The organism is Pseudomonas sp. AC070 (genome assembly GCF_979258635.1).
On the sequence record NZ_OZ409871.1, the window covers coordinates 3373649 to 3392621 of the forward strand.

Genomic DNA, 18973 nt, shown 5'->3' on the forward strand with positions numbered 1-18973 from the left:
AAATCGGGCGGGCGGCGGACGGAGCGTTGGGGTTTCGGTTAACTGGCCACGCGGGGAACGGGCCGGGTCTGTTGCGCGCGATGGCGCAGCAGGTGCTGCTCGGCATAACGGCGGATGCAGCGCAGCAACGGCGCTTCCTCGGTCTGCAAAAAGAAGTGGCCGCCACTGAACATGTCGAGGGAAAAGCCGCTGGCGGTTTCGCATTGCCAGTCGAGCAATTCATCGACGCTGATGCTGTCGTCTTTGCCGCCGAACACGTGGATCGGCGCTTGCAGCGGCGCGCGCTCGGCGTACTGGTAACTGCCGGCGACAAGGAAATCGGCGCGCAGGATTGGCAGCATCAGATCGAGCAATTCCTGGTTGGCCAGGGCGTCTTCCGGCGTGCCTTGCAGGCTGCGCAATTTAACCACCAGCTCGGCATCGGACTTGGGCTCGCGGTACTCGCTGACATCACGGCGCGCCGGGCCGGCGGTGGCGGATACCAGCACACACAGCGGCTCGGGTAGGCCATGGGCTTTGAGGGCGTGCACCAGCTCGAAGGCCAGCAAGCCGCCGAGGCTGTGGCCGAACAGGGCGTACGGCGCGGTGAGGTCGAGCGCAATTTCATCGGCGAGCTGGTTGATCAGCGCATCGAGATTGCGCTGCAAGGGCTCGTCCATGCGCAGGCCGCGGCCGGGCAATTCCAGCGGCTGTACGTGCAGCCATTCGGGCAGCCGTTTGCGCCAGCGGTGATAAAACATGGCGCTGGCGCCGGAGTACGGCAGGCACAGCAAACGCAGGGTGGCGGGCGCGCTCATGTCAGGCGCTCACGGCGTCCTGGTCCATCTTCTGGCGCAGGCTCAGGGGGCGCATGTCGGTCCAGTGTTGTTCGATGTAGGCCAGGCAGTCTTTCTTCAAACCGCTCATGCCCACGGTGCGCCAGCCGGCAGGAATGGCTTTGTAATCGGGCCACAACGAGTACTGCTCTTCGTCGTTGATTACTACTTGGAAAATCACGTCATCACGATCAAACACCATGGTCGCTCTCCGTTGCGCCCGTGCCGGTTGCGCGGGCCTTCACAGTGGAGAACGGACGGCAGCGGGAAATAATTAAGCGGATTTCGACAGGTGTTTTTGCCATGCAAACATCACGTTCACGTCACCACTTTGCAACCAGACGAAATCTATTATCTCTCGCAATTGACAATCATTATCATTGGACATAGTTTGTTACCCCGCTCGCAGGCAGCCTCCTGCAAGCGCTTAACCGCCCCCGGTAGCAAGGTGAATTCCATGACGGAACAACTGTCCACAAGCAGGTGCGATACACCCCTATTCCAAGCATTCGTTGATAACCGCTCGATTCTGGTCAAGGTGGCCACGCGCATTACGGGCTGTCGTTCACGCGCAGAAGATGTGGTGCAAGACGCCTATTTCAGGCTGCATTCGGCACCGCAGATCACCTCGTCGTTTAAAGCCCAACTGAGTTACCTGTTCCAGATTGTGCGCAATCTAGCCATCGACCATTACCGCAAAAACGCGCTGGAACAGCGCTACGCCGGCAGCGAAGAAGAAGGCATGAATGTGGTCACCCACAACGCCTCGCCCGAAGCCTTGCACATCAATTACGCGACCCTGGAACACATCGCCGACGCCCTCGGCCAGTTGCCCAGCCGCACCCGCTACGCCTTCGAAATGTACCGCCTGCACGGCGTGCCGCAAAAAGACATCGCCAAGGAACTGGGCGTGTCGCCGACGTTGGTGAACTTCATGATTCGCGACGCGTTGGTGCATTGCCGAAAAGTCAGCAAAGACGCGGCGGCCTGATCCGGCTTCATTGGGCTTCGCTGCGCTAAGCGAAGCCCTTTGCGATCAACGCACCACCGCTTCAGCGCAACACACACCGATCAAAAAACCGCTCGCGCTCGATACTCATCAAGGCGGCGCGTTTGTGTGGGAAATCGAATTCCTTTTCGCAGTGAAAACCGGCGCTGTGCATGTGGCCGATCATGCGGGCGTTGTCGGCGCGCGGTTCAGCGACGATGCGCTGGGTGCGTGGGTCGTCGAGAAATAAAAAGTGCGTGAGCGCGGTCAGCCAGCTCGCCACTTTGTGCGGCCCGCGATGGTTTTCCTCGCCCACCAGCATGTGGATGCCACGGTCGTAATCGCCGGCCGGGTAGAACGGCGCGATGCGATCTTCCTTGGCCCAATAGGCTTCGAAATAGGCGAATGGTTGGTCGTCGAAACTGCCGATCAACGTCAGCGTGTGCGGGTCGCGATCGAGCTTTTCCAGGTACTGGCGATGCTGCGCCAGCGTGCCGCCTTCCTGCCAGAACTCGAGTACGCGCGGGCTGTTTTGCCAGCGGCTGAAGCGCTCAAGGTCGGTTTCAATATCCAGCGCGCGCAGGGAAATCCAACTGCCCAAACGCGCGTCGAAACGCCGGTACAAATCGCCCGTCGGCTTTGGCGGTCGACGCGGATGGCGTTTGCCGTCGCTGATGATCATCTGCTGCGGATACGCCACGCCCTGCCCGCTCAGTAACCACGGTTCAGCCAGTTGCCAAAACGTCGTGCGCGCGGTGGTGAGCGCGCCATCGGCCGCGCGAATCAGCAGGCCGCTGTGCAGCGCGTCCATCGGCGCTGCGGGCAGTTCCCAGCTCACTGACTGGCATGCCTCGTCGCGGGCAAACAGCCAATAGCTGACCCACCACAACGCCTGCGCCGACAAGGCTTCACTGGCGCTTACCTGCAACCGCTCACCAGGGCGAACGCGCACGTGAATCGGCTCATGTAAATCCAGCTGAAGATGCAGCTCGCCGGCGCTTTCGTCGCCGTGCAGGCATTGGCCGTTGGGGAGTGGCAGGGTGTGCATCATGGGTGGCTCGCGCAGAGGGGTGGTGACTGTGTGACGTCGAAACGCGCAGGAAATTTAGGTGAAGTGCACGCACGGCCTGCATCAGCCCACGCAACAAAGCCGGCGCGCGTATACTCGCGCCACCTTCAACCGGAGACTGCCATGACCATTTCTCTGTACGCCGCATCCGTTCCCGTTTTCAAGCAAATGCTCACCAGCCTCAGCGCCGTGCTGAGCAAGGCTGAAGCCCACGCCACCGCCAAAAATATCGACCCGGCGGCCCTGCTCCAGGCCCGCCTGTTCCCCGATATGTTTCCCCTGACCCGCCAAGTACAAATCGCCTGCGACTTCGCCCGTGGCGTGCCGTCGCGTTTGGCCGGCGTAGATGTGCCAAAGCATGACGACGTGGAAACCACGTTCGAGCAGCTGCAAGCCCTGCTGAAAGAAACCCTGGATTACCTGGGTACGTTTACCCCGGCTCAGGTCGATGGCAACGAAGAGCGCGAAATCGTGACGCGCCCGGGCACGCCGAAAGAGCGCAAGTTCACTGGCCAGTCGTATTTGCTGACGTACGGGCTGCAACACTTCTTCTTCCACGTGACCACCGCCTACGCGCTGCTGCGTCATAACGGCGTTGAAGTGGGCAAGATGGATTATGTGGGTCAACCGCAAGCCTAAGATCGCCTGATCTCTGGAAGCTCTTGTAGGAGCCACCTTGGTGGCGAATCCTGGAAAAGGAATTGTCGAAATTCGTTTGCAGGGTTCGCTAGCAAGCTAGCTCCTACGGGGCGGTGTGGCGGTTGGGATCTTGGTTCGCAGGCTCGGACAATCGCGGCTAAAGCCGCTCCCACAAATGGTGCACAACCAGGGGACGCAGCTACTCCATCTCCCCCAACTGCTGCACATTCCACCCCCCGCCCATCGCCGCAATCAGCTGCACGCTCGCGGTCAGCCGACTGCCCTGCAACGTCAGCACCGTGCGCTCGTTCGACAGCGCGGTGGTTTGCACGGTTACAACATCCGAGAAGTCCACGGTTCCCGCTTTGTATTGGTTGAGCATCAGGCGCAGCGATTCGCGTGATGAGTCGAGCGCTTCCTGCTGCACCACGTTTTCTTCTTTCAGCACGTCGAGTTGAACCAGGTAGTCCTCCACTTCGCGAAAACCATTCAGCACGCTCAGGCGGTATGCCGCCACGGTGGCGTCGTAGCTGGCTTCGGCCTGCTCCACGCGCGAGCTGATAAGGCCACCGTCGAACAAGGTCATGGCGAAGTCGGGGCCGATGGACCAGTAGCGGTTCGGCGTGGTCAGCAGTTGCGAGAGGCTGTCGTTGCGGTAGCCGCCGCTGGCGCTGAGGGTGATGTCGGGGTAGTAGGCGGCTTTGTTCACGCCGATAAGCGCGTTGGCGGCGACCACGTCGCGCTCGGCCGAGGCAATGTCGGGGCGGCGTTGCAGCAGTTGTGAGGGCACGCTGGCAGGAATAGCCGGCAAGCCTGGAATGTCGTTGGTTTCGGCCAGTTGGAAGCTCGACGGCGGTTCACCCACCAGCACGGCGATGGCGTTTTCCAGCTGCGCGCGTTGGTATTTCAGGTCGATGGCTTGGGCCTGGGTGGTTTTCACCTGAGTGCGGGCCTGGGCCACGTCGGCCTTGGTGACGATGCCGGCGCGGTATTGGTTTTCGGCGAGTTTGAAGGCTTTTTCGTAGGCCGAAACGGTGTCGTCGAGCAAGCGTTTCTGGGCGTCGATCACCCGCAATTGCAGGTAGTTCTGCGCCAGTTCCGATTGCTGGCTGAGTTTGGTCGCGGCCAACGTCGCCTGGCTGGCGGCGGCACTGGCGTTGTCCGATTCCAGCTGGCGGCGCAGCTTGCCCCACAGGTCGAGTTCCCAGCTGACGCCCAGGCTGGCCTGGTAGCTGTCGCTAATGCCGCCGGAGCTGCCGCTGCTCACCGTCGAGCCGTCAGACAACGACACCGTGCCACCCCCGCCTGTGGCCTGGCCCGAGCGGGTTTTGCTGAACGCCGCGCTCAGGCTCGGAAAAAACGACGCGCGCGCGCCGCGGGCCAAGGCCTGGGCTTGGCGGTACTGGGCTTCAGCTTGCGCCAAGGTTTGGTTGGAGGTTTCCAGGCGCTGTTGCAATTGGTTCAGCGTTGGGTCGCCGTACAGCTCCCACCAGGCGCCACGTTGCAAAGCATCGCTGGGCGTCGCCTGCGTCCAGCCTGCCTGGTATTTGAAGCTGGCAGGCACGGCCACCTCCGGCTGCTCATAGTCCGGGCCCACGGCGCAACCGGCCACAGCCACGGCCACCGCGAGCAACAGGCTGCGCGAATACAGGCTCATAACGAAGTCTCCAACGAAGCATCAGTGCGCACGCCTCTGCGGCGGTTAACCCAGTGGCGCAAACGATCCAGGTACAGGTACACCACCGGCGTGGTGTACAGAGTGAGCAATTGGCTGGCGATCAGGCCGCCGACGATGGTGATGCCCAGCGGCCGGCGCAAACCGGCATCGCCGCCGATGCCGAAAATCAGCGGCAGCGCGCCCAGCAGCGCCGCCAACGTGGTCATCATGATCGGCCGAAAGCGTTTCACGCAGGCTTCCAGAATCGCTTCGCGCGGGCTCATGCCCAGGCGCCGCTCGGCTTCCAGGGCAAAGTCGATCATCAGAATGGCGTTTTTCTTGACGATGCCGATCAGCAAAATAATGCCGATCAAGGCGATCAAACTCAGCTCGCTGCGGCACAAAATCAGCGCCAGCAAAGCGCCAACGCCAGCCGACGGCAACGTGGACAAAATGGTCAGCGGGTGCACATAGCTCTCGTACAAAATGCCCAGCACGATGTACACCGCCACCAGCGCCAGCAGGATCAGCCACGGCATATTGTTTTGCGTGTCTTGCACGGCGCCGGCGTTACCTTCGAAGGTGGCTTGCACGTCTAGCGGCAATTGCAGCGGTTCGATGGCGGCCATGACGGCGTCGCGGGTCGGGCCTATCTGCGCGCCGGGCGCCAGGTTGAACGACAGCGTAATAGCAGCGAACTGGCCCTGGTGGTTGACCGACAACGGCGCCGAACTCGGCTCGAAGTAGCTGAACTCAGCCAGCGGCACACTCTGCCCGTCGCTGCCCAGCACGTACACCTGGCGCAGGATTTCCGGGCTCTGCTGGTACTTCGAGCCCACCTCCATAACCACGTGATACTGGTTCAACGGGTTGTAGATATTGGCGATTTGCCGCTGGCCGAACGAGTTGTTCAGCACCTCGTCGACCAGCGCCATGTTCACGCCCAGCGTGGCGGCGCGGTCGCGATCCACCACCAGCCGGCTTTGCACGCCTTTGTCTTGCGAGTCGCTGTTAAGGTCGACCACTTGCGGCAGTTTGCGCATCGCCGCTTCCACTTTCGGCGCCCACTGGCGCAGCAGCGTGAGGTCGTCGCTGCGCAAGGTGAATTGGTTGCTGGCGTTGCTATCACGCCCACCCAGGCGCACGTCCTGGCCGGCGTTCAGGTACAGCGCGGCGCCGGGAATTTCCGCCAGTTTGGGGCGCAAGCGGGCGAGGATGGTGTCGACATCGTCGCGCTCGCCAATCGGTTTCAGGGTGACGAAAAACGAGCCGGTGTTGCTCGACTGCCAGCGCCCACCGCCAAGAAAGCCCACCACGTTTTCGATGTCTGGATCAGCGCTGAGAATGGCGCGGAACTTGGCCATCTTCGCCTGCAATCCCTGGAACGAAATGCTCTGGTCGGCAATGGCATAGCCGCGCAACCGCCCCGAGTCCTGCGCCGGCAGAAAGCCCTTGGGCACCACCACGAACAGGTAAACGTTGAGCACAATGCAGGCGAACATGATCACCATCATCAGCCGTGAATGCGCCAGCGCCCATTCAAGGCTCGCTTTGTAGCGCGCCATCAGGTTCTGGAAGCGCTGGCTCTCGGGCTTTGGCTCGACTGCGGGCGCATTCTTGTCGCGGGGTTTAAGCAGGCGCGCGCAGAGCATCGGTGTAAGCGTCAGCGACACCAGCAACGACACCAGAATCGCCGCCGACAAGGTCACGGAAAATTCGCGGAACAGCCGACCAATAATCCCGCCCATCAGCAGAATGGGGATAAACACCGCCACCAGCGACAAGGTCATCGACAGCACGGTAAAGCCCACTTCGCGGGCGCCGTGAATGGACGCCTCCAGCGGCGACTCACCCTCTTCGATGCGCCGGGCAATGTTCTCGACCACCACAATGGCGTCGTCCACCACAAAGCCCGTGGCGACAATCAGCGCCATCAGCGACAGGTTATTCAGTGAGAAGCCGCACAGGTACATCACCGCAAAGGTGCCCACCAGCGACACCGGCACCGCCAAGGCGGGAATCAGCGTCGCGCGCGGGCTGCGCAGGAACATATAGACGACCAGGATCACCAGCAGCACCGAGATGATCAGGGTGATTTCCGCTTCATCCAGCGAGGCGCGAATACTCGGGCTGCGGTCGTCCATTACTGACAACTGCACCTTGGGGCCGATCAATTCCTGCAGCTCGGGCAGCAACGCGTGAATGGCGTCGGTGGCTTCGATAATGTTGGCGCCCGGCTGGCGGGTGACGATCAGCAGCACCGCCGGATTGGGCCCGGAAAAGCCAGCGTTGCGCACGTCTTCCACGGCATTGCTGACGTCGGCGATATCGCCCAGGCGCACCGCCGCGCCGGTTTCGGCGTTGTAGTGAACGATAACGGGCAAGTATTCGCTGGCCTTGCGCAGTTGGTCATTGGCGTCCACTTGCCATTGCTTGGTGGCGCCGTCGATGGAGCCTTTCGGGCCGTTGGAATTGGTGTTGGCAATGGCCGTGCGCACGCTGTCCAGAGAGATGCCGTATTTGTTCAGCGCATCCGGATTGACGTCGACCCGCACCGCGGGCAACGAGCTACCGCCGATGCTGACCTGGCCAATGCCCTTGACCTGCGCCAGGCGCGGCGACACCAGGGTTGAGGCCATGTCATACATTTCGCCACGGGTATAGCTCTCGGACGTGAGCGTGAGCACCATCACCGGCATGTCGGACGGGTTGGCCTTGCGGTACGACGGCAAGCTCGGCATGCCGCTGGGCAGCAGGCTGCTGGCCGCGTTGATAGCGGCCTGCACTTCTCGGGCGGCACCGTCGATGTCTTTCTCCAGGGAAAACTGCACGATCACCGTGGTCGAGCCCAGCGAGCTGCTGGAGGTCATTTCGGTAATGCCGGCAATGCGCCCGAGCGCCCGTTCCAGCGGCGTGGCGACCGAGGTGGCCATGGTTTCCGGACTGGCGCCAGGCAACGAGGCGCTGATCATGATGGTCGGGAAATCCACCGACGGCAGCGGCGCCACCGGCAGCAGATTGAACGACAACCAGCCGGCCAACAGCAGCGCCAGGGTGAGCAGCGTGGTGGCGACGGGGCGGCGGATGAAGGGGGTGGAGATGCTCATTGGGGGAGCACCGTTTGCCTTGCCCTCTCCCCAACCCTCTCCCGCGCGCGGGAGAGGGAGCAGACCGCATCGCGCTTGTCTCCCCTCGCCCGCTTGCGGGAGAGGGGCCGGGGGAGAGGGCCAGCCATCACACAATCGCTCATGACTGCACCGACATATCCAACCCACGCTTCTTGCGCCAGCCATTCCAGCGCGTCGCCAGGCGGTCGAAGGCGAGGTAAATCACGGGCGTGGTGAACAGTGTCAGCACCTGGCTCAGCAGCAAGCCGCCGACCATGGCGATACCCAGCGGCCGGCGCAGTTCTGCACCCGCACCAGCGGCAAGCATCAGCGGCAAGGCGCCGAGCAGCGCGGCCAGGGTGGTCATCAGAATCGGCCGGAAACGCAGCAGGCACGCTTGGTAAATGGCGTCCGGCGCGCTCATGCCCTGGTTGCGTTCAGCGTCCAGGGCGAAGTCGATCATCATGATCGCGTTCTTCTTGACGATGCCGATCAGCAGGATGATGCCGATGATCGCCACGATGCCAATCTCCTCCCCCGCCACCATCAAGGCCAGCAAGGCGCCGACGCCCGCCGAGGGCAGCGTGGACAGAATGGTCACCGGGTGAATAAAGCTTTCGTAGAGAATGCCCAGCACGATGTACATGGTCACCACCGCCGCCAGGATCAGCAGCAAGGTGCTCGACAGCGAGCTTTCAAACGCCAGCGCAGCACCGCGGAAACTGGTTTGCACGCCGACCGGCAATTGCATGTCTTGCTCAACCTGGCGAATCGACTCCACCGCCTCGCTCAACGACACGCCGGGCGCCAGGTTGAACGACAGCGTGGCCGCCGGAAATTGCGAGATGTGGTTGATGGCCAGCAAGGTGTTGCGCTCTTCAATCGTGGCCAACGACGACAACCGCACCTGCGTGCCATCGCTGCTGCTGACGTAGAGGTTCTCTAGCGACTGCGGGCCCAGCTGGAATTGCGGCGCCACTTCCAGCACCACGCGGTACTGCGTGGCCTGGGTGAAAATGGTGGAAATCAGGCGCTGGCCGAAGGCGTTGTACAACGCGCTATCGACGTCAGACAACGACACGCCCAACCGCGAGGCGGCGTCGCGGTCGATGTTAACGAAGGCTTGCAGGCCTTTGTCTTGCCAGTCGCTGGCCACGTCCGCCAGTTGCGGCAGTTGTTGCAGGCGCTCCACCAACAGCGGCACCCATTTGGCCAGCACGTCGGGGTCGGAGTCTTGCAGGGTGAATTGGTATTGCGTGCGCGCCACGCGGTCTTCGATGGTCAGGTCTTGCACCGGTTGCAGGTACAGCCGCACGCCGGGAATCTGGTCCAGCGTTGGCTGCAAACGGCGGATCACTTCGGTGGCGCTGGCGTCGCGTTCACCGTGGGGTTTGAGGTTGATCAACATGCGCCCGGTGTTAAGCGTGGCATTGCTGCCATCCACGCCGATAAACGCCGTCAGGCTTTCTACCGCCGGATCGCTAAGCAGCGCTTTGGCCAACGCCTGTTGGCGCTCGGCCATGGACTGAAACGAGATGGACTGCGGCGCTTCGGCGATCGCCTGAATCACGCCGGTGTCCTGCACCGGGAAGAAGCCTTTGGGCATAAAGGTGTAGAGCACCGCCGTTAGCGCCAGCGTGGCCAGCGCCACCAGCAAGGTCAGCGGCTGATGACGCAGCACCACGCGCAGGGCACGGCCGTAGGCGGCAATCATGCGGTCGATGACGTTACCGGCAGCGCGGGCGAAGCGGCCCTGTTTTTCCTCCGGCGTGTGCTTGAGCAATTTGGCGCAGAGCATCGGTGTGAGGGTCAGCGACACCACGCCGGAAATCAGAATGGCCACCGCCAGGGTGATGGCGAATTCGCGGAACAACCGCCCCGCTACGTCGCCCATAAACAGCAACGGAATCAGCACGGCGATCAGCGAGAACGTCAGGGAAATAATGGTGAAGCCGATTTGCTTCGAACCCTTGAGCGCGGCCTCCAGCGGCGTGTCGCCTTTCTCCAGGTAGCGGCTGATGTTTTCCACCATGACGATGGCATCGTCCACCACGAAGCCGGTGGCGATGGTCAGGGCCATCAAGCTCAGGTTGTTAACGGAAAACCCCGCCAGGTACATCACGCCAAAGGTGCCCACCAACGACAGCGGCACGGCCAGACTCGGAATGAGCGTGGCGGAAAAACTGCGCAGAAACAGGAACGTGACCATCACCACCAAGGCAATGGCGAGCACCAATTCGAACTGCACATCGGCCACCGAGGCGCGGATGGTGGTGGTGCGGTCGGTGAGCACTTTTACGTCGAGGCTGCCGGGCAAGCTGGCTTGCAGTTGCGGCAACATGGCTTTGATGCTGTCGACCACCTTGATTACGTTGGCGCCAGGCTGGCGCTGAATGTTCAGCACCACGGCGGGGGTTTCGTTGGCCCAGGCGGCCAGGCGCGTGTTCTCGGCGGCGTCTTCCACCGTGGCGACATCTTTCAGCCGTAGCGGCGCGCCGTTGGCGTAGGCCACCACCAACTCACGGTAGGCGGAGGCCGATTTCAGCTGGTCATTGGCATCCAGCGTCGAGGCGCGGGTCGGGCCGTCGAAGCTGCCTTTGGGGCCATTGAGGTTGTTGTTGGCAACGGTGGTGCGCAGGTTTTCCAGGTTCAGACCCGCCGCCGCCAGCGCTGAAGGGTTGGCACGAATGCGCACGGCCGGGCGTTGGCCACCGCTGATGCTGACCAGGCCGACGCCGGAAATCTGCGAAATTTTCTGCGCCAGGCGCGTGTCGACCAAATCCTGCACCTGCGGCAGCGGCAGGTTGCTGGAGGTGATGGCCAGGGTCAGGATCGGCGCGTCGGCCGGGTTTACTTTGCTGTACGAAGGCTGGTACGGCAGGTCGTTGGGCAACAGGCTGCTGGCGGTGTTGATCGCCGCCTGCACTTCCTGCTCGACCACATCGAGGTTGCTGTCGAGGGTGAATTGCAGGGTGATGACCGAGGCGCCGCCCGAGCTGCTGGACGACATTTCATTCAGGCCGGCGATCTGCCCGAGCTGGTTTTCCAGCGGCGCGGTCACCGACGAGGTCATGATTTCCGGACTGGCGCCGGGGTACGAAGTCACCACCTGAATGGTCGGATAATCCACTTCCGGCAGCGCCGAAATCGGCAGGAAGCGGTAGGCAATAATCCCCGAGAGCAAAATGGCGATCATCAACAGCGTGGTCGCCACCGGCCGCAGAATAAACGGGCGCGACGGGTTCATTGCGCGGCTCCGTCCTTGCCTTGCGGCGCGGCGTCACCTTGGCCAAAGGGCTTCTGCCCAGTTTCTTCGCTGACGTCTTTTTTCACCTGTTCCGGCGCAGCAATGCGCACGGCCATGCCGTCACGCAGGCGGTCGGTCCCCTCCACCACCACTTGCTCATCCACATTCAGGCCCTTCTCCACCACCACCTGTTCGGCTTCGCTGGTGCCGAGGATGACCGGGCGCTGAACCACTTTGTCACCCTCGCCCAACACGTACACATACGTGCCTTCGTTGCCGCGCTGTACAGCGTTGGCCGGAATCAACAGCACATCGTGCAGGGTTTCGGCGAGCAGGCGCACGTTGACGAACTGATTGGGAAACAGCGACCGGTCGGCGTTCTCGAACTTGGCCTTGAGCTTGACGGTGCCGGTGGTGGTGTCGATCTGGTTATCCAGCGTTACCAGCTCGCCGGAAGCCAGGGTCACGTCCTTATTGCGGTCCAGCGCCTCGACCGGCAGCGGCTTGGTCGTCGCGCTGGCGCCGTTGAGCTGGGCGGCCACGGTGCCAAGTTGCTGTTGCGGCAGGCTGAACACCACGGCAATCGGTTTGACCTGAGTAATAACCACCAACGGCGTGGTGTCGCTGGACGTCACCAGGTTGCCAACGTCCACCTGACGCAAGCCCAGACGACCGCTGATAGGCGCGCGCACTTCGGTGAACGCCAGGTTGAGCTTGGCGTCGTCCACTTGTCCCTGATTGGTTTTCAGCGTGCCTTGGTACTGATTAAGCAGCGCGGCCTGGGTGTCGAGGGTTTGCTTGGCAATGGAGTCTTCGGCGTACAGGCCCTTATAACGATCCAGATCGATCTGGGCATTTTTGAGCTGCGCTTGGTTTTGCTGCAGCGTGCCTTCGGCCTGAGCCAAGGCAGCTTTGTAAGGACGGGGATCGACCACGGCGAGCAGATCGCCAGCCTTCACTTCCTGACCTTCGGTGAACAACACCTTGACCAGCTCGCCATTGACGCGCGGTTTCACATTCACCGTGCTGAATGCCGTGACGGTGCCCAGGGCGTGGAAATGCACATCGAGGTTGGCGCGCTTGACCTTCGCCACGCTGACCGTCATGCCAGCTGCGGCGCCGGGCGGCCCCATACCGGGACGCCCGCGCACTTTGCCATCGGGGGCGCCAGTGCTTTTCGCGGCGGACAGCCACATAACCAACAACACCACGCCAGCGAAGGCAGCGGCAGTGATCAACCAGGGGCGAAGGGTACGCAGAGTCATGGGCATCATCGATAACGAAATTCGAGCCCGCACGATAAGCACTGCAACCGCTGACGGAAAGCCTCTTTACCGGCTTTTTACCTAAGACTGACCTTTACTAAGCGCTTGAGCCACCAACGAAAACGGCCCGCGAGGCGGGCCGTTCATGTGTTGCAGCGTATGTTTATTTCAACACAGCAACTGCTGCTTCGTAATTCGGCTCGCTGCCGATTTCCGACACCAGCTCGCTGTGCAGGACTTTGTCGTTTTCATCCAGCACCACAACAGCACGGGCAGCCACGCCGGCGAGTGGGCCGTTGGCGATGGCGACGCCGTAGTCAGCGAGGAAATCAGCGCCGCGCATGGTCGACAGGTTCACCACGTTTTGCAGGCCTTCGGCGCCGCAGAAACGCGCTTGGGCGAAGGGCAGGTCGGCGGAAATGCACAGCACCACGGTGTTGGCCAGTTTGCTGGTTTCGGCGTTGAACTTGCGAACCGAGGTGGCGCAGGTGGGGGTGTCGACGCTTGGGAAAATGTTCAGCACTTTGCGTTTGCCGGCCAGGCTGGCCAGGGTCACGTCGCTGAGGTCAGCGCCCACCAGGCTGAACGCCGGGGCTTGCTGGCCAACGTGCGGGAGCTCGCCGGTGACTTGAACAGGGTTGCCGCGCAAGGTTACTTGGGCCATGAACGTGTTCCTTTTTTATGGTGAGTGTTTTGGGTTGCTAAGGGGGGCTGAGTTAAGCATGAAAGGGATTACGCGACTATGACTCAGCGGTCAAAAAATTTGGGGCGCAGGCCCAAAAGCCCGCGGCGCAGTTGAACGATTGTCTACAGCCTGTGAAGACGCTGATGCGCCGATTTTGGTCGGGGTTTGATCTGGCTTGTGATCTACCGCTTGTGATCTGGCTTGTGATCCACCCCGCACCGTTCATCGCAGGCCGAGTGGAGTCGACGTGGAGGGGGTTGAGCGGCCGGGAGCCGCTCAACCCCCTACGCAACGACTCCACTCGGCCTGCGATAAACCTCGCGAGGGAGATCAAAAGCGGAAGATCACAAGCGGTAGCTCTCGAGCCGTATATCTCGGCTAGATCAAACCTTTGCTGCCAACAAAAAGATCTCGCGGCTAAAGCCGCTCCCACAGAGAAATTCCACCCTGTAGGAGAGGCTTCAGCCTCGATTCCTGCAAACCTCGACCGGCGCATTTTCCGCGCCGTCGTCTCCTGCTAGCCTTGCGCTTACCGCCCACAAAGTGAGGGAAGCACTTTGAAACTCGCTGCAATCGCGCTGATAGTTCTGCCAACCCTGGCCCACGCGCAAGTCTATAAATGCGTGGCCGCCGACGGCAGCACCACCTACGCCACCGTGCCCTGCCCCGAAGGCGCCGGGCAAACCACGCGCATTATCGAACCCGTACCGCCCAGTGGCGTGTTGAATGTGCCGGCGGTGGAATTGCCGGTCGAGCAACAACCCGCCGACCCCGCCAACAAAAGCGCCTCGCCCGTCAGCGGCCTGACTGTTATTCCCGACAGCGAAGACCCACGCCGCGAGGCCAAGCGCATCGAAATGCGCGAGGAAGCCGAACAGCACAAGCGCGACCTTTATGAAAACTTCGAGCGCCAGCAAAACGAAAAGCCGGTTCGCCCTTAGATTGGCCGACGCAGTGGCGCTCATGTAGGGGCTTTCGCGGCTATAATCCGCGCCTCTCCAAGCTGCCGGGTTACCTCCGGCCCTGATACGGACCGCCCCATGTTACGAATCACCGAATTCAAGCTGCCTATCGACCACGCCGATGAGGCCCTGCGCCCTGCCCTGGTCGCGCGCCTGGGTATTGCCGATAACGAGCTGCTGGATTTCACCCTGTTCAAACGCAGCTACGACGCGCGGAAAAAATCCGCCGAGCTGTGTTTTATCTACACCATCGATTTTTCCGTGAGCGACGAAGCGGCTTTGCTGAAGCGCTTCAGCGATGACCGCCACATCACGGTCGCCCCAGACACTTCGTACAAATTCGTCGGCCACGCGCCTGAGCAGTTGGGCGAGCGTCCATTGGTGGTCGGCTTTGGGCCGTGCGGTATTTTCGCGGCCTTGTTGCTGGCGCAGATGGGTTTCAAACCCATCGTGCTGGAGCGCGGTAAGGAGGTGCGTCAGCGCACCAAAGACACCTGGGGCCTGTGGCGCAAGAGCGTGCTCAACCCCGAGTCCAACGTGCAGTTTGGTGAAGGCGGCGCAGGCACGTTCTCGGACGGCAAGCTGTACAGCCAGATCAAAGACCCGAAGTTTATCGGCCGCAAAGTGCTGCATGAGTTCGTCAAGGCCGGCGCGCCGGAGGAGATTCTCTACGTTGCCAAACCGCACATCGGCACCTTCCGCCTCACGGGCGTGGTGGCGAATATGCGCGAGCAGATCATCGCGCTGGGCGGTGAGGTGCGTTTCGAGCAGCGCGTGACTGACGTGCAAATCGATAACGGCCAACTGACGGGCGTGACTCTCGCCAGCGGTGAGCAGATCAATAGCCGCCACGTGATTCTGGCGCTCGGCCACAGCGCCCGTGACACCTTCCGCATGTTGCATAGCCGCGACGTGTTTATGGAGGCCAAGCCGTTTTCGGTGGGCTTCCGTATCGAGCATCCGCAATCGCTCATTGACCAGGCGCGCCTGGGCCGTTTTGCGGGTCATCCGAAAATCGGCGCGGCGGATTACAAGTTGGTGCATCACGCCTCCAACGGCCGTTCGGTGTACAGCTTCTGCATGTGCCCGGGCGGTACGGTGGTGGCGGCCACGTCCGAGGCGGAGCGCGTGGTGACCAATGGCATGAGCCAATACTCGCGTAACGAGCGCAACGCCAACTCGGGCATCGTGGTCGGCATCACGCCGGAAGTGGATTACCCCGGCGGCCCGCTGGCGGGTGTGGAGTTGCAGGAGCGCTTGGAGTCGCACGCCTATGTAATGGGCGGGCGCAATTACAACGCGCCGGGGCAATTGGTCGGTGACTTTATTGCGGGCAAGGCAACGTCGGCGCTGGGCAGTGTCGAGCCGTCGTACAAACCGGGCGTGAACTTGATGGACCTGGCCGACGCCCTGCCCGCCTTTGCCATCGAGGCCATTCGCGAGGCGCTGCCGGCGTTCGACAAGCAGATCAAAGGTTTCGCCATGCACGACGCCGTGCTGACCGGCATCGAAACCCGTACCTCGTCGCCCCTGCGCATTACCCGTGGCGATGATTTGCAGAGCCTGAACGTGCGCGGGTTGTTTCCGGCCGGTGAAGGCGCTGGGTACGCTGGGGGCATTTTGTCGGCTGGGGTGGATGGCATTCGCATCGCGGAGGCGGTGGCGCGGGATCTGTTGGGGATTCGCGAGGGTTGAAAAGACATCGCGGCTGAACGGGAATGCCGCCCAGTCGCTCTTTCAGGTGGCGTGTTAGCTCCGAGCTTGGCGTTCCCATTCACGACTCTGGATCCCCGCCTGCGCGGGGATGACGGAGGTGAATTGGAGGATTCACGTCATTCCCGCGAAGGCGGCGGTCCGACGACTCGGAATCCACAATGGCAAACCCGGCGCGCCTCTACTGGCCCCACGTCGTTTTGTAGGAGCGGCTGGGCGGCATTCCGATTAGCCGCGATGCTTTTTTGGCTGAGGCTGAAGATATCGATTTCAGAACAGGCCAAATCGCGGCTAAAGCCGCTCCTACATTGTTGTATAAGCGCCGTACTTGGCGTTCCCTTTCGCGATTCTGGATCCCCGCCTGCACGGGGATGACGGAGGTGGGTTGGAGGTTTCACTACCCTGCCGCCGGCCCTTCCAGCGCCGACAGTCGCTTCTCCAGCCCCAGCGCTTTAAAGCGCTCCACGACAAAATCCACAAACACCCGCGTCTTCTGTGGCAATAACTTCTGCCCGGCGAAGTACAACGTGGTGCCGCCGGTATCCACATACCAATCGGGCAACACCCGCTGCACGCTTCCGCGTTCCAGATAGGGCAGCGCATGGGCAACGCTCACCAACGCCAGGCCCAATCCGATCTGGGCGGCGGCACAGGCGGCTTCGGGATCGCTCAGAGTCATGCGCGGGGGAATGTCGATGGGTGCCAACGCGCCTTGGCGGTTGCGCAAGGTCCAGGAGCGGATGCGGCCGGTTTGCGGTGAGCGAATGAAAATACCGGCGTGCGCGGGCAGATCGCTGGGGGTGCGCAGCGGCGGCGCATTTTCCAGGTAGCTCGGCGAAGCCAGCAAGATGCGGTGCGCCGGCGCCAGCTCACGAGCGACGACGCCCTGGGGCAGATCGAAACCGCCACCGATGGCCGCATCGAAACCCTCGGCTATGAGGTCGACGGCGCGGTTGTCGAAGTGCCAGTCCGGCACCACGCGTGGGTAACGCAGAAGGAATTCCCCCAGCAGCGGCACCATGTATTCGCGCCCGAACGACAAGCCCATGCTCACTTTCAAGGTGCCCGCCGGCTGGCTTTTCAAGGTGGTGAGGTTGCCCATTGCCAGTTGCAGCGTGGTCAGGCCGCCCGCCGCCTCGGCGAGAAAATACTCGCCCGCTTCGGTCAGGCTCAGTTTGCGCGTACTACGCTGGAACAGCCGCACATCCAGGGTCTGTTCCAGGCGGGCGACATTCTTGCCCACCGCCGCAGGCGTCAAGCCCAGGCGCCGCGCGGCCTGGGCGAAACTTCCGGCTTCGGCGCTGCGCACAAAACATTCAATGCAGTTGAGGGTGTCCATGGCCTATTCCATACCGTTTGTATCGAAAGCATATCCGTATTACCGACTATTCGCCGACTAATCCGCCGCTGATACTGGCGCCACACCAAACGACACACCCTTTACTAACTTTCGGAGAATCACCATGACGACTCAAACAGCACTCACCGGCAAAGTGGCATTTGTACAAGGCGGCTCGCGCGGCATCGGCGCAGCCATCGTTAAACGCTTGGCCCGCGAAGGCGCCGCCGTTGCCTTCACCTACAGCCAAAGCGCGCAGCAGTCGGACGCCTTGGTGGCAGACATTGTCGCGGCCGGCGGCAAGGCGTTGGCCATTAAGGCCGACAGCGCCAGCGAGCAAGCCATTCGCGGCGCCATCAGCCAAACCGTGGAAGCCTTCGGCGGCCTCGACATTCTGGTGAACAACGCCGGCGTGTTGGCCGTGGCGCCCATTGAGCAACTGAGCATGGAAGACATCGACCGCACGCTGTCGATCAACGTGCGCAGCGTGGTCATCGCCAGTCAGGAAGCCGCCCGCCACCTGCGCGACAACGGCCGCATCATCACCATCGGCAGCACCAACGCCGAGCGCATTCCGTTTGCTGGCGGTTCGATTTACGCCATGAGCAAGTCGGCTATCGTCGGCTTCACCAAAGGCCTGGCCCGCGACCTGGGCGGCCGTGGCATCACCGTCAACAACGTGCAGCCCGGCCCAGTCGACACAGACATGAACCCGGACAGCGGTGACTTCGCCGACACCCTGAAACAAGGCATGGCGCTGGCCCGTTACGGCAAGGTGGAAGAAATCGCCAGCTTCGTCAGCTACCTGGCAGGCCCGGAAGCCGGCTATATCACCGGGGCCAACCTGACGATCGATGGTGGGTTTGCGGCGTAAGCGAAAACGCGGCCCCCCTTAAAAAGCTCGAGGCTAAAGCCTCTCCTGCAGGAATTCGTTTCTGTAGGAGAGGCTTTAGCCTCGATTGCTATTAGGCACTGAACCGCTGGTAGCACACCGTCGTTCGCCGCGAGCCGTTGGGCCGGCGTTCGGGATCCGAATAGGTGTGCAGTTCGCTAAATCCGGCTTTGCGCATCATGCCGGCCGAGGCGACGTTTTCTTCGTGGCGGTCGATGTAGATGTCGACCAAGCCCTTCTCGCCCAACCGGGCCACTGCTTTTTCCAGCAGCACCGAACCCAGGCCCTGCCCCGCCAAGTCTTTGTGCACCACCGCTTCGCAGATATAACCCTGCGCTTCGTCGCGCCGCGCGGCGGGTTGTTGGTCGGCGAATTGGTAGGTTTGGATAAAGCTGACAAAGCCGACGATGCGCCCGCCCTGCTCGGCCACCACTGCTTCAACCGAACCGTGGGCGATGCCTTGCAAGTGCTCGCGCACGCCGTCTTCGGGCAAGTAATTCCAGGGGTTGGGGCCGTGTTCGAGGAGCAGTTCGGTCAGCGCCGGTACATCGTCAGGTTCTGCGAATCGAATAGTCGGTGCAGCGTCGCTCATGGC

General features: G+C 61.9%; 15 protein-coding genes. 5 read left to right on the plus strand and 10 right to left on the minus strand.

What is annotated here, in order from left to right; genetic code table 11:
* Nucleotides 1–38: 38 nt before the first annotated feature.
* Both ACZZ0Q_RS15080 and ACZZ0Q_RS15085 read right to left on the minus strand, forming a co-directional pair.
* The gene (locus tag ACZZ0Q_RS15080; RefSeq protein WP_463541740.1) at nucleotides 39–797 is read right to left on the minus strand and encodes a thioesterase II family protein; all 759 of its coding nucleotides are present in this window, start codon (nucleotides 795–797) and stop codon (nucleotides 39–41) included.
* Between the two features lies 1 nt (nucleotide 798).
* Nucleotides 799–1017: an MbtH family protein gene (locus ACZZ0Q_RS15085; protein ID WP_122451137.1), complete on the minus strand. Its 219-nt coding sequence runs from the start codon at nucleotides 1015–1017 to the stop codon at nucleotides 799–801.
* Nucleotides 1018–1272: 255 nt separating this feature from the next.
* Between ACZZ0Q_RS15085 and ACZZ0Q_RS15090 the strand changes: the two genes are divergently transcribed.
* Nucleotides 1273–1806, plus strand: a complete 534-nt coding sequence (locus tag ACZZ0Q_RS15090) for an RNA polymerase factor sigma-70 (protein WP_122451136.1) — start codon at nucleotides 1273–1275, stop codon at nucleotides 1804–1806.
* 61 nt (nucleotides 1807–1867) lie between these two features.
* Here the strand turns inward: ACZZ0Q_RS15090 and ACZZ0Q_RS15095 are convergent, their stop codons facing one another.
* On the minus strand, nucleotides 1868–2854 hold the full coding sequence (locus ACZZ0Q_RS15095; protein WP_463560715.1) for a GNAT family N-acetyltransferase: 987 nt from the start codon (nucleotides 2852–2854) through the stop codon (nucleotides 1868–1870).
* Between the two features lie 141 nt (nucleotides 2855–2995).
* Here ACZZ0Q_RS15095 and ACZZ0Q_RS15100 point away from each other — a divergent pair, with 141 nt between their 5' ends.
* Nucleotides 2996–3511, plus strand: coding sequence for a DUF1993 domain-containing protein (locus tag ACZZ0Q_RS15100; RefSeq protein WP_463541739.1), 516 nt, complete (start codon nucleotides 2996–2998; stop codon nucleotides 3509–3511).
* Between the two features lie 199 nt (nucleotides 3512–3710).
* On the opposite strand, the gene ACZZ0Q_RS15105 is transcribed toward ACZZ0Q_RS15100, so the two are convergent.
* From ACZZ0Q_RS15105 to tpx, 5 genes are all read right to left on the minus strand, one after another.
* Nucleotides 3711–5168 carry an efflux transporter outer membrane subunit gene (locus tag ACZZ0Q_RS15105; RefSeq protein WP_463560717.1) on the minus strand — a complete coding sequence of 486 codons (1458 nt, stop codon included), beginning with the start codon at nucleotides 5166–5168 and terminating at the stop codon, nucleotides 3711–3713.
* Nucleotides 5165–8275: a multidrug efflux RND transporter permease subunit gene (locus ACZZ0Q_RS15110; RefSeq protein WP_463560720.1), complete on the minus strand. Its 3111-nt coding sequence runs from the start codon at nucleotides 8273–8275 to the stop codon at nucleotides 5165–5167. Before ACZZ0Q_RS15110 ends, ACZZ0Q_RS15105 begins: the two co-directional genes overlap by 4 nt.
* Before the next feature lie 139 nt (nucleotides 8276–8414).
* Nucleotides 8415–11522 carry an MdtB/MuxB family multidrug efflux RND transporter permease subunit gene (locus tag ACZZ0Q_RS15115; protein ID WP_463541736.1) on the minus strand — a complete coding sequence of 1036 codons (3108 nt, stop codon included), beginning with the start codon at nucleotides 11520–11522 and terminating at the stop codon, nucleotides 8415–8417.
* Entirely contained in the window at nucleotides 11519–12796 is a 1278-nt protein-coding gene (locus ACZZ0Q_RS15120; protein WP_463541735.1) for an MdtA/MuxA family multidrug efflux RND transporter periplasmic adaptor subunit, read from the minus strand. Before ACZZ0Q_RS15120 ends, ACZZ0Q_RS15115 begins: the two co-directional genes overlap by 4 nt.
* Nucleotides 12797–12950: 154 nt before the next feature.
* The gene (gene tpx / locus ACZZ0Q_RS15125) at nucleotides 12951–13451 is read right to left on the minus strand and encodes a thiol peroxidase (protein ID WP_122497025.1); all 501 of its coding nucleotides are present in this window, start codon (nucleotides 13449–13451) and stop codon (nucleotides 12951–12953) included.
* Nucleotides 13452–14029: 578 nt separating this feature from the next.
* Here tpx and ACZZ0Q_RS15130 point away from each other — a divergent pair.
* Together ACZZ0Q_RS15130 and ACZZ0Q_RS15135 are read left to right on the plus strand one after the other, a co-directional pair.
* Nucleotides 14030–14413: a DUF4124 domain-containing protein gene (locus ACZZ0Q_RS15130; protein ID WP_463541734.1), complete on the plus strand. Its 384-nt coding sequence runs from the start codon at nucleotides 14030–14032 to the stop codon at nucleotides 14411–14413.
* A 99-nt stretch (nucleotides 14414–14512) separates the two neighbouring features.
* Nucleotides 14513–16129 (plus strand): NAD(P)/FAD-dependent oxidoreductase, encoded by a 1617-nt coding sequence (locus ACZZ0Q_RS15135; RefSeq protein WP_463541733.1) that lies wholly within the window; start codon nucleotides 14513–14515, stop codon nucleotides 16127–16129.
* Nucleotides 16130–16544: 415 nt separating this feature from the next.
* On the opposite strand, the gene ACZZ0Q_RS15140 is transcribed toward ACZZ0Q_RS15135, so the two are convergent.
* Entirely contained in the window at nucleotides 16545–17486 is a 942-nt protein-coding gene (locus ACZZ0Q_RS15140; protein WP_463541732.1) for a LysR family transcriptional regulator, read from the minus strand.
* A 124-nt stretch (nucleotides 17487–17610) separates the two neighbouring features.
* Here ACZZ0Q_RS15140 and ACZZ0Q_RS15145 point away from each other — a divergent pair, with 124 nt between their 5' ends.
* Entirely contained in the window at nucleotides 17611–18360 is a 750-nt protein-coding gene (locus ACZZ0Q_RS15145; protein WP_463541731.1) for a 3-oxoacyl-ACP reductase family protein, read from the plus strand.
* A gap of 91 nt (nucleotides 18361–18451) precedes the next feature.
* On the opposite strand, the gene ACZZ0Q_RS15150 is transcribed toward ACZZ0Q_RS15145, so the two are convergent.
* Complete coding sequence (locus tag ACZZ0Q_RS15150; protein ID WP_122497016.1) at nucleotides 18452–18970, minus strand: GNAT family N-acetyltransferase; 519 nt, start codon at nucleotides 18968–18970, stop codon at nucleotides 18452–18454.
* Nucleotides 18971–18973 lie beyond the last annotated feature (3 nt).

Excerpts from the sequence above, each read along its gene's own strand:
- ACZZ0Q_RS15080 (WP_463541740.1), bottom strand. The coding sequence starts at position 797 with ATGAGCGCGCCCGCCACCCTGCGTTTGCTGTGCCTGCCGTACTCCGGC.
- ACZZ0Q_RS15085 (WP_122451137.1), bottom strand. The coding sequence starts at position 1,017 with ATGGTGTTTGATCGTGATGACGTGATTTTCCAAGTAGTAATCAACGAC.
- ACZZ0Q_RS15090 (WP_122451136.1), top strand. The coding sequence starts at position 1,273 with ATGACGGAACAACTGTCCACAAGCAGGTGCGATACACCCCTATTCCAA.
- ACZZ0Q_RS15095 (WP_463560715.1), bottom strand. The coding sequence starts at position 2,854 with ATGATGCACACCCTGCCACTCCCCAACGGCCAATGCCTGCACGGCGAC.
- ACZZ0Q_RS15100 (WP_463541739.1), top strand. The coding sequence starts at position 2,996 with ATGACCATTTCTCTGTACGCCGCATCCGTTCCCGTTTTCAAGCAAATG.
- ACZZ0Q_RS15105 (WP_463560717.1), bottom strand. The coding sequence starts at position 5,168 with ATGAGCCTGTATTCGCGCAGCCTGTTGCTCGCGGTGGCCGTGGCTGTG.
- ACZZ0Q_RS15110 (WP_463560720.1), bottom strand. The coding sequence starts at position 8,275 with ATGAGCATCTCCACCCCCTTCATCCGCCGCCCCGTCGCCACCACGCTG.
- ACZZ0Q_RS15115 (WP_463541736.1), bottom strand. The coding sequence starts at position 11,522 with ATGAACCCGTCGCGCCCGTTTATTCTGCGGCCGGTGGCGACCACGCTG.
- ACZZ0Q_RS15120 (WP_463541735.1), bottom strand. The coding sequence starts at position 12,796 with ATGATGCCCATGACTCTGCGTACCCTTCGCCCCTGGTTGATCACTGCC.
- tpx (WP_122497025.1), bottom strand. The coding sequence starts at position 13,451 with ATGGCCCAAGTAACCTTGCGCGGCAACCCTGTTCAAGTCACCGGCGAG.
- ACZZ0Q_RS15135 (WP_463541733.1), top strand. The coding sequence starts at position 14,513 with ATGTTACGAATCACCGAATTCAAGCTGCCTATCGACCACGCCGATGAG.
- ACZZ0Q_RS15140 (WP_463541732.1), bottom strand. The coding sequence starts at position 17,486 with ATGGACACCCTCAACTGCATTGAATGTTTTGTGCGCAGCGCCGAAGCC.
- ACZZ0Q_RS15145 (WP_463541731.1), top strand. The coding sequence starts at position 17,611 with ATGACGACTCAAACAGCACTCACCGGCAAAGTGGCATTTGTACAAGGC.
- ACZZ0Q_RS15150 (WP_122497016.1), bottom strand. The coding sequence starts at position 18,970 with ATGAGCGACGCTGCACCGACTATTCGATTCGCAGAACCTGACGATGTA.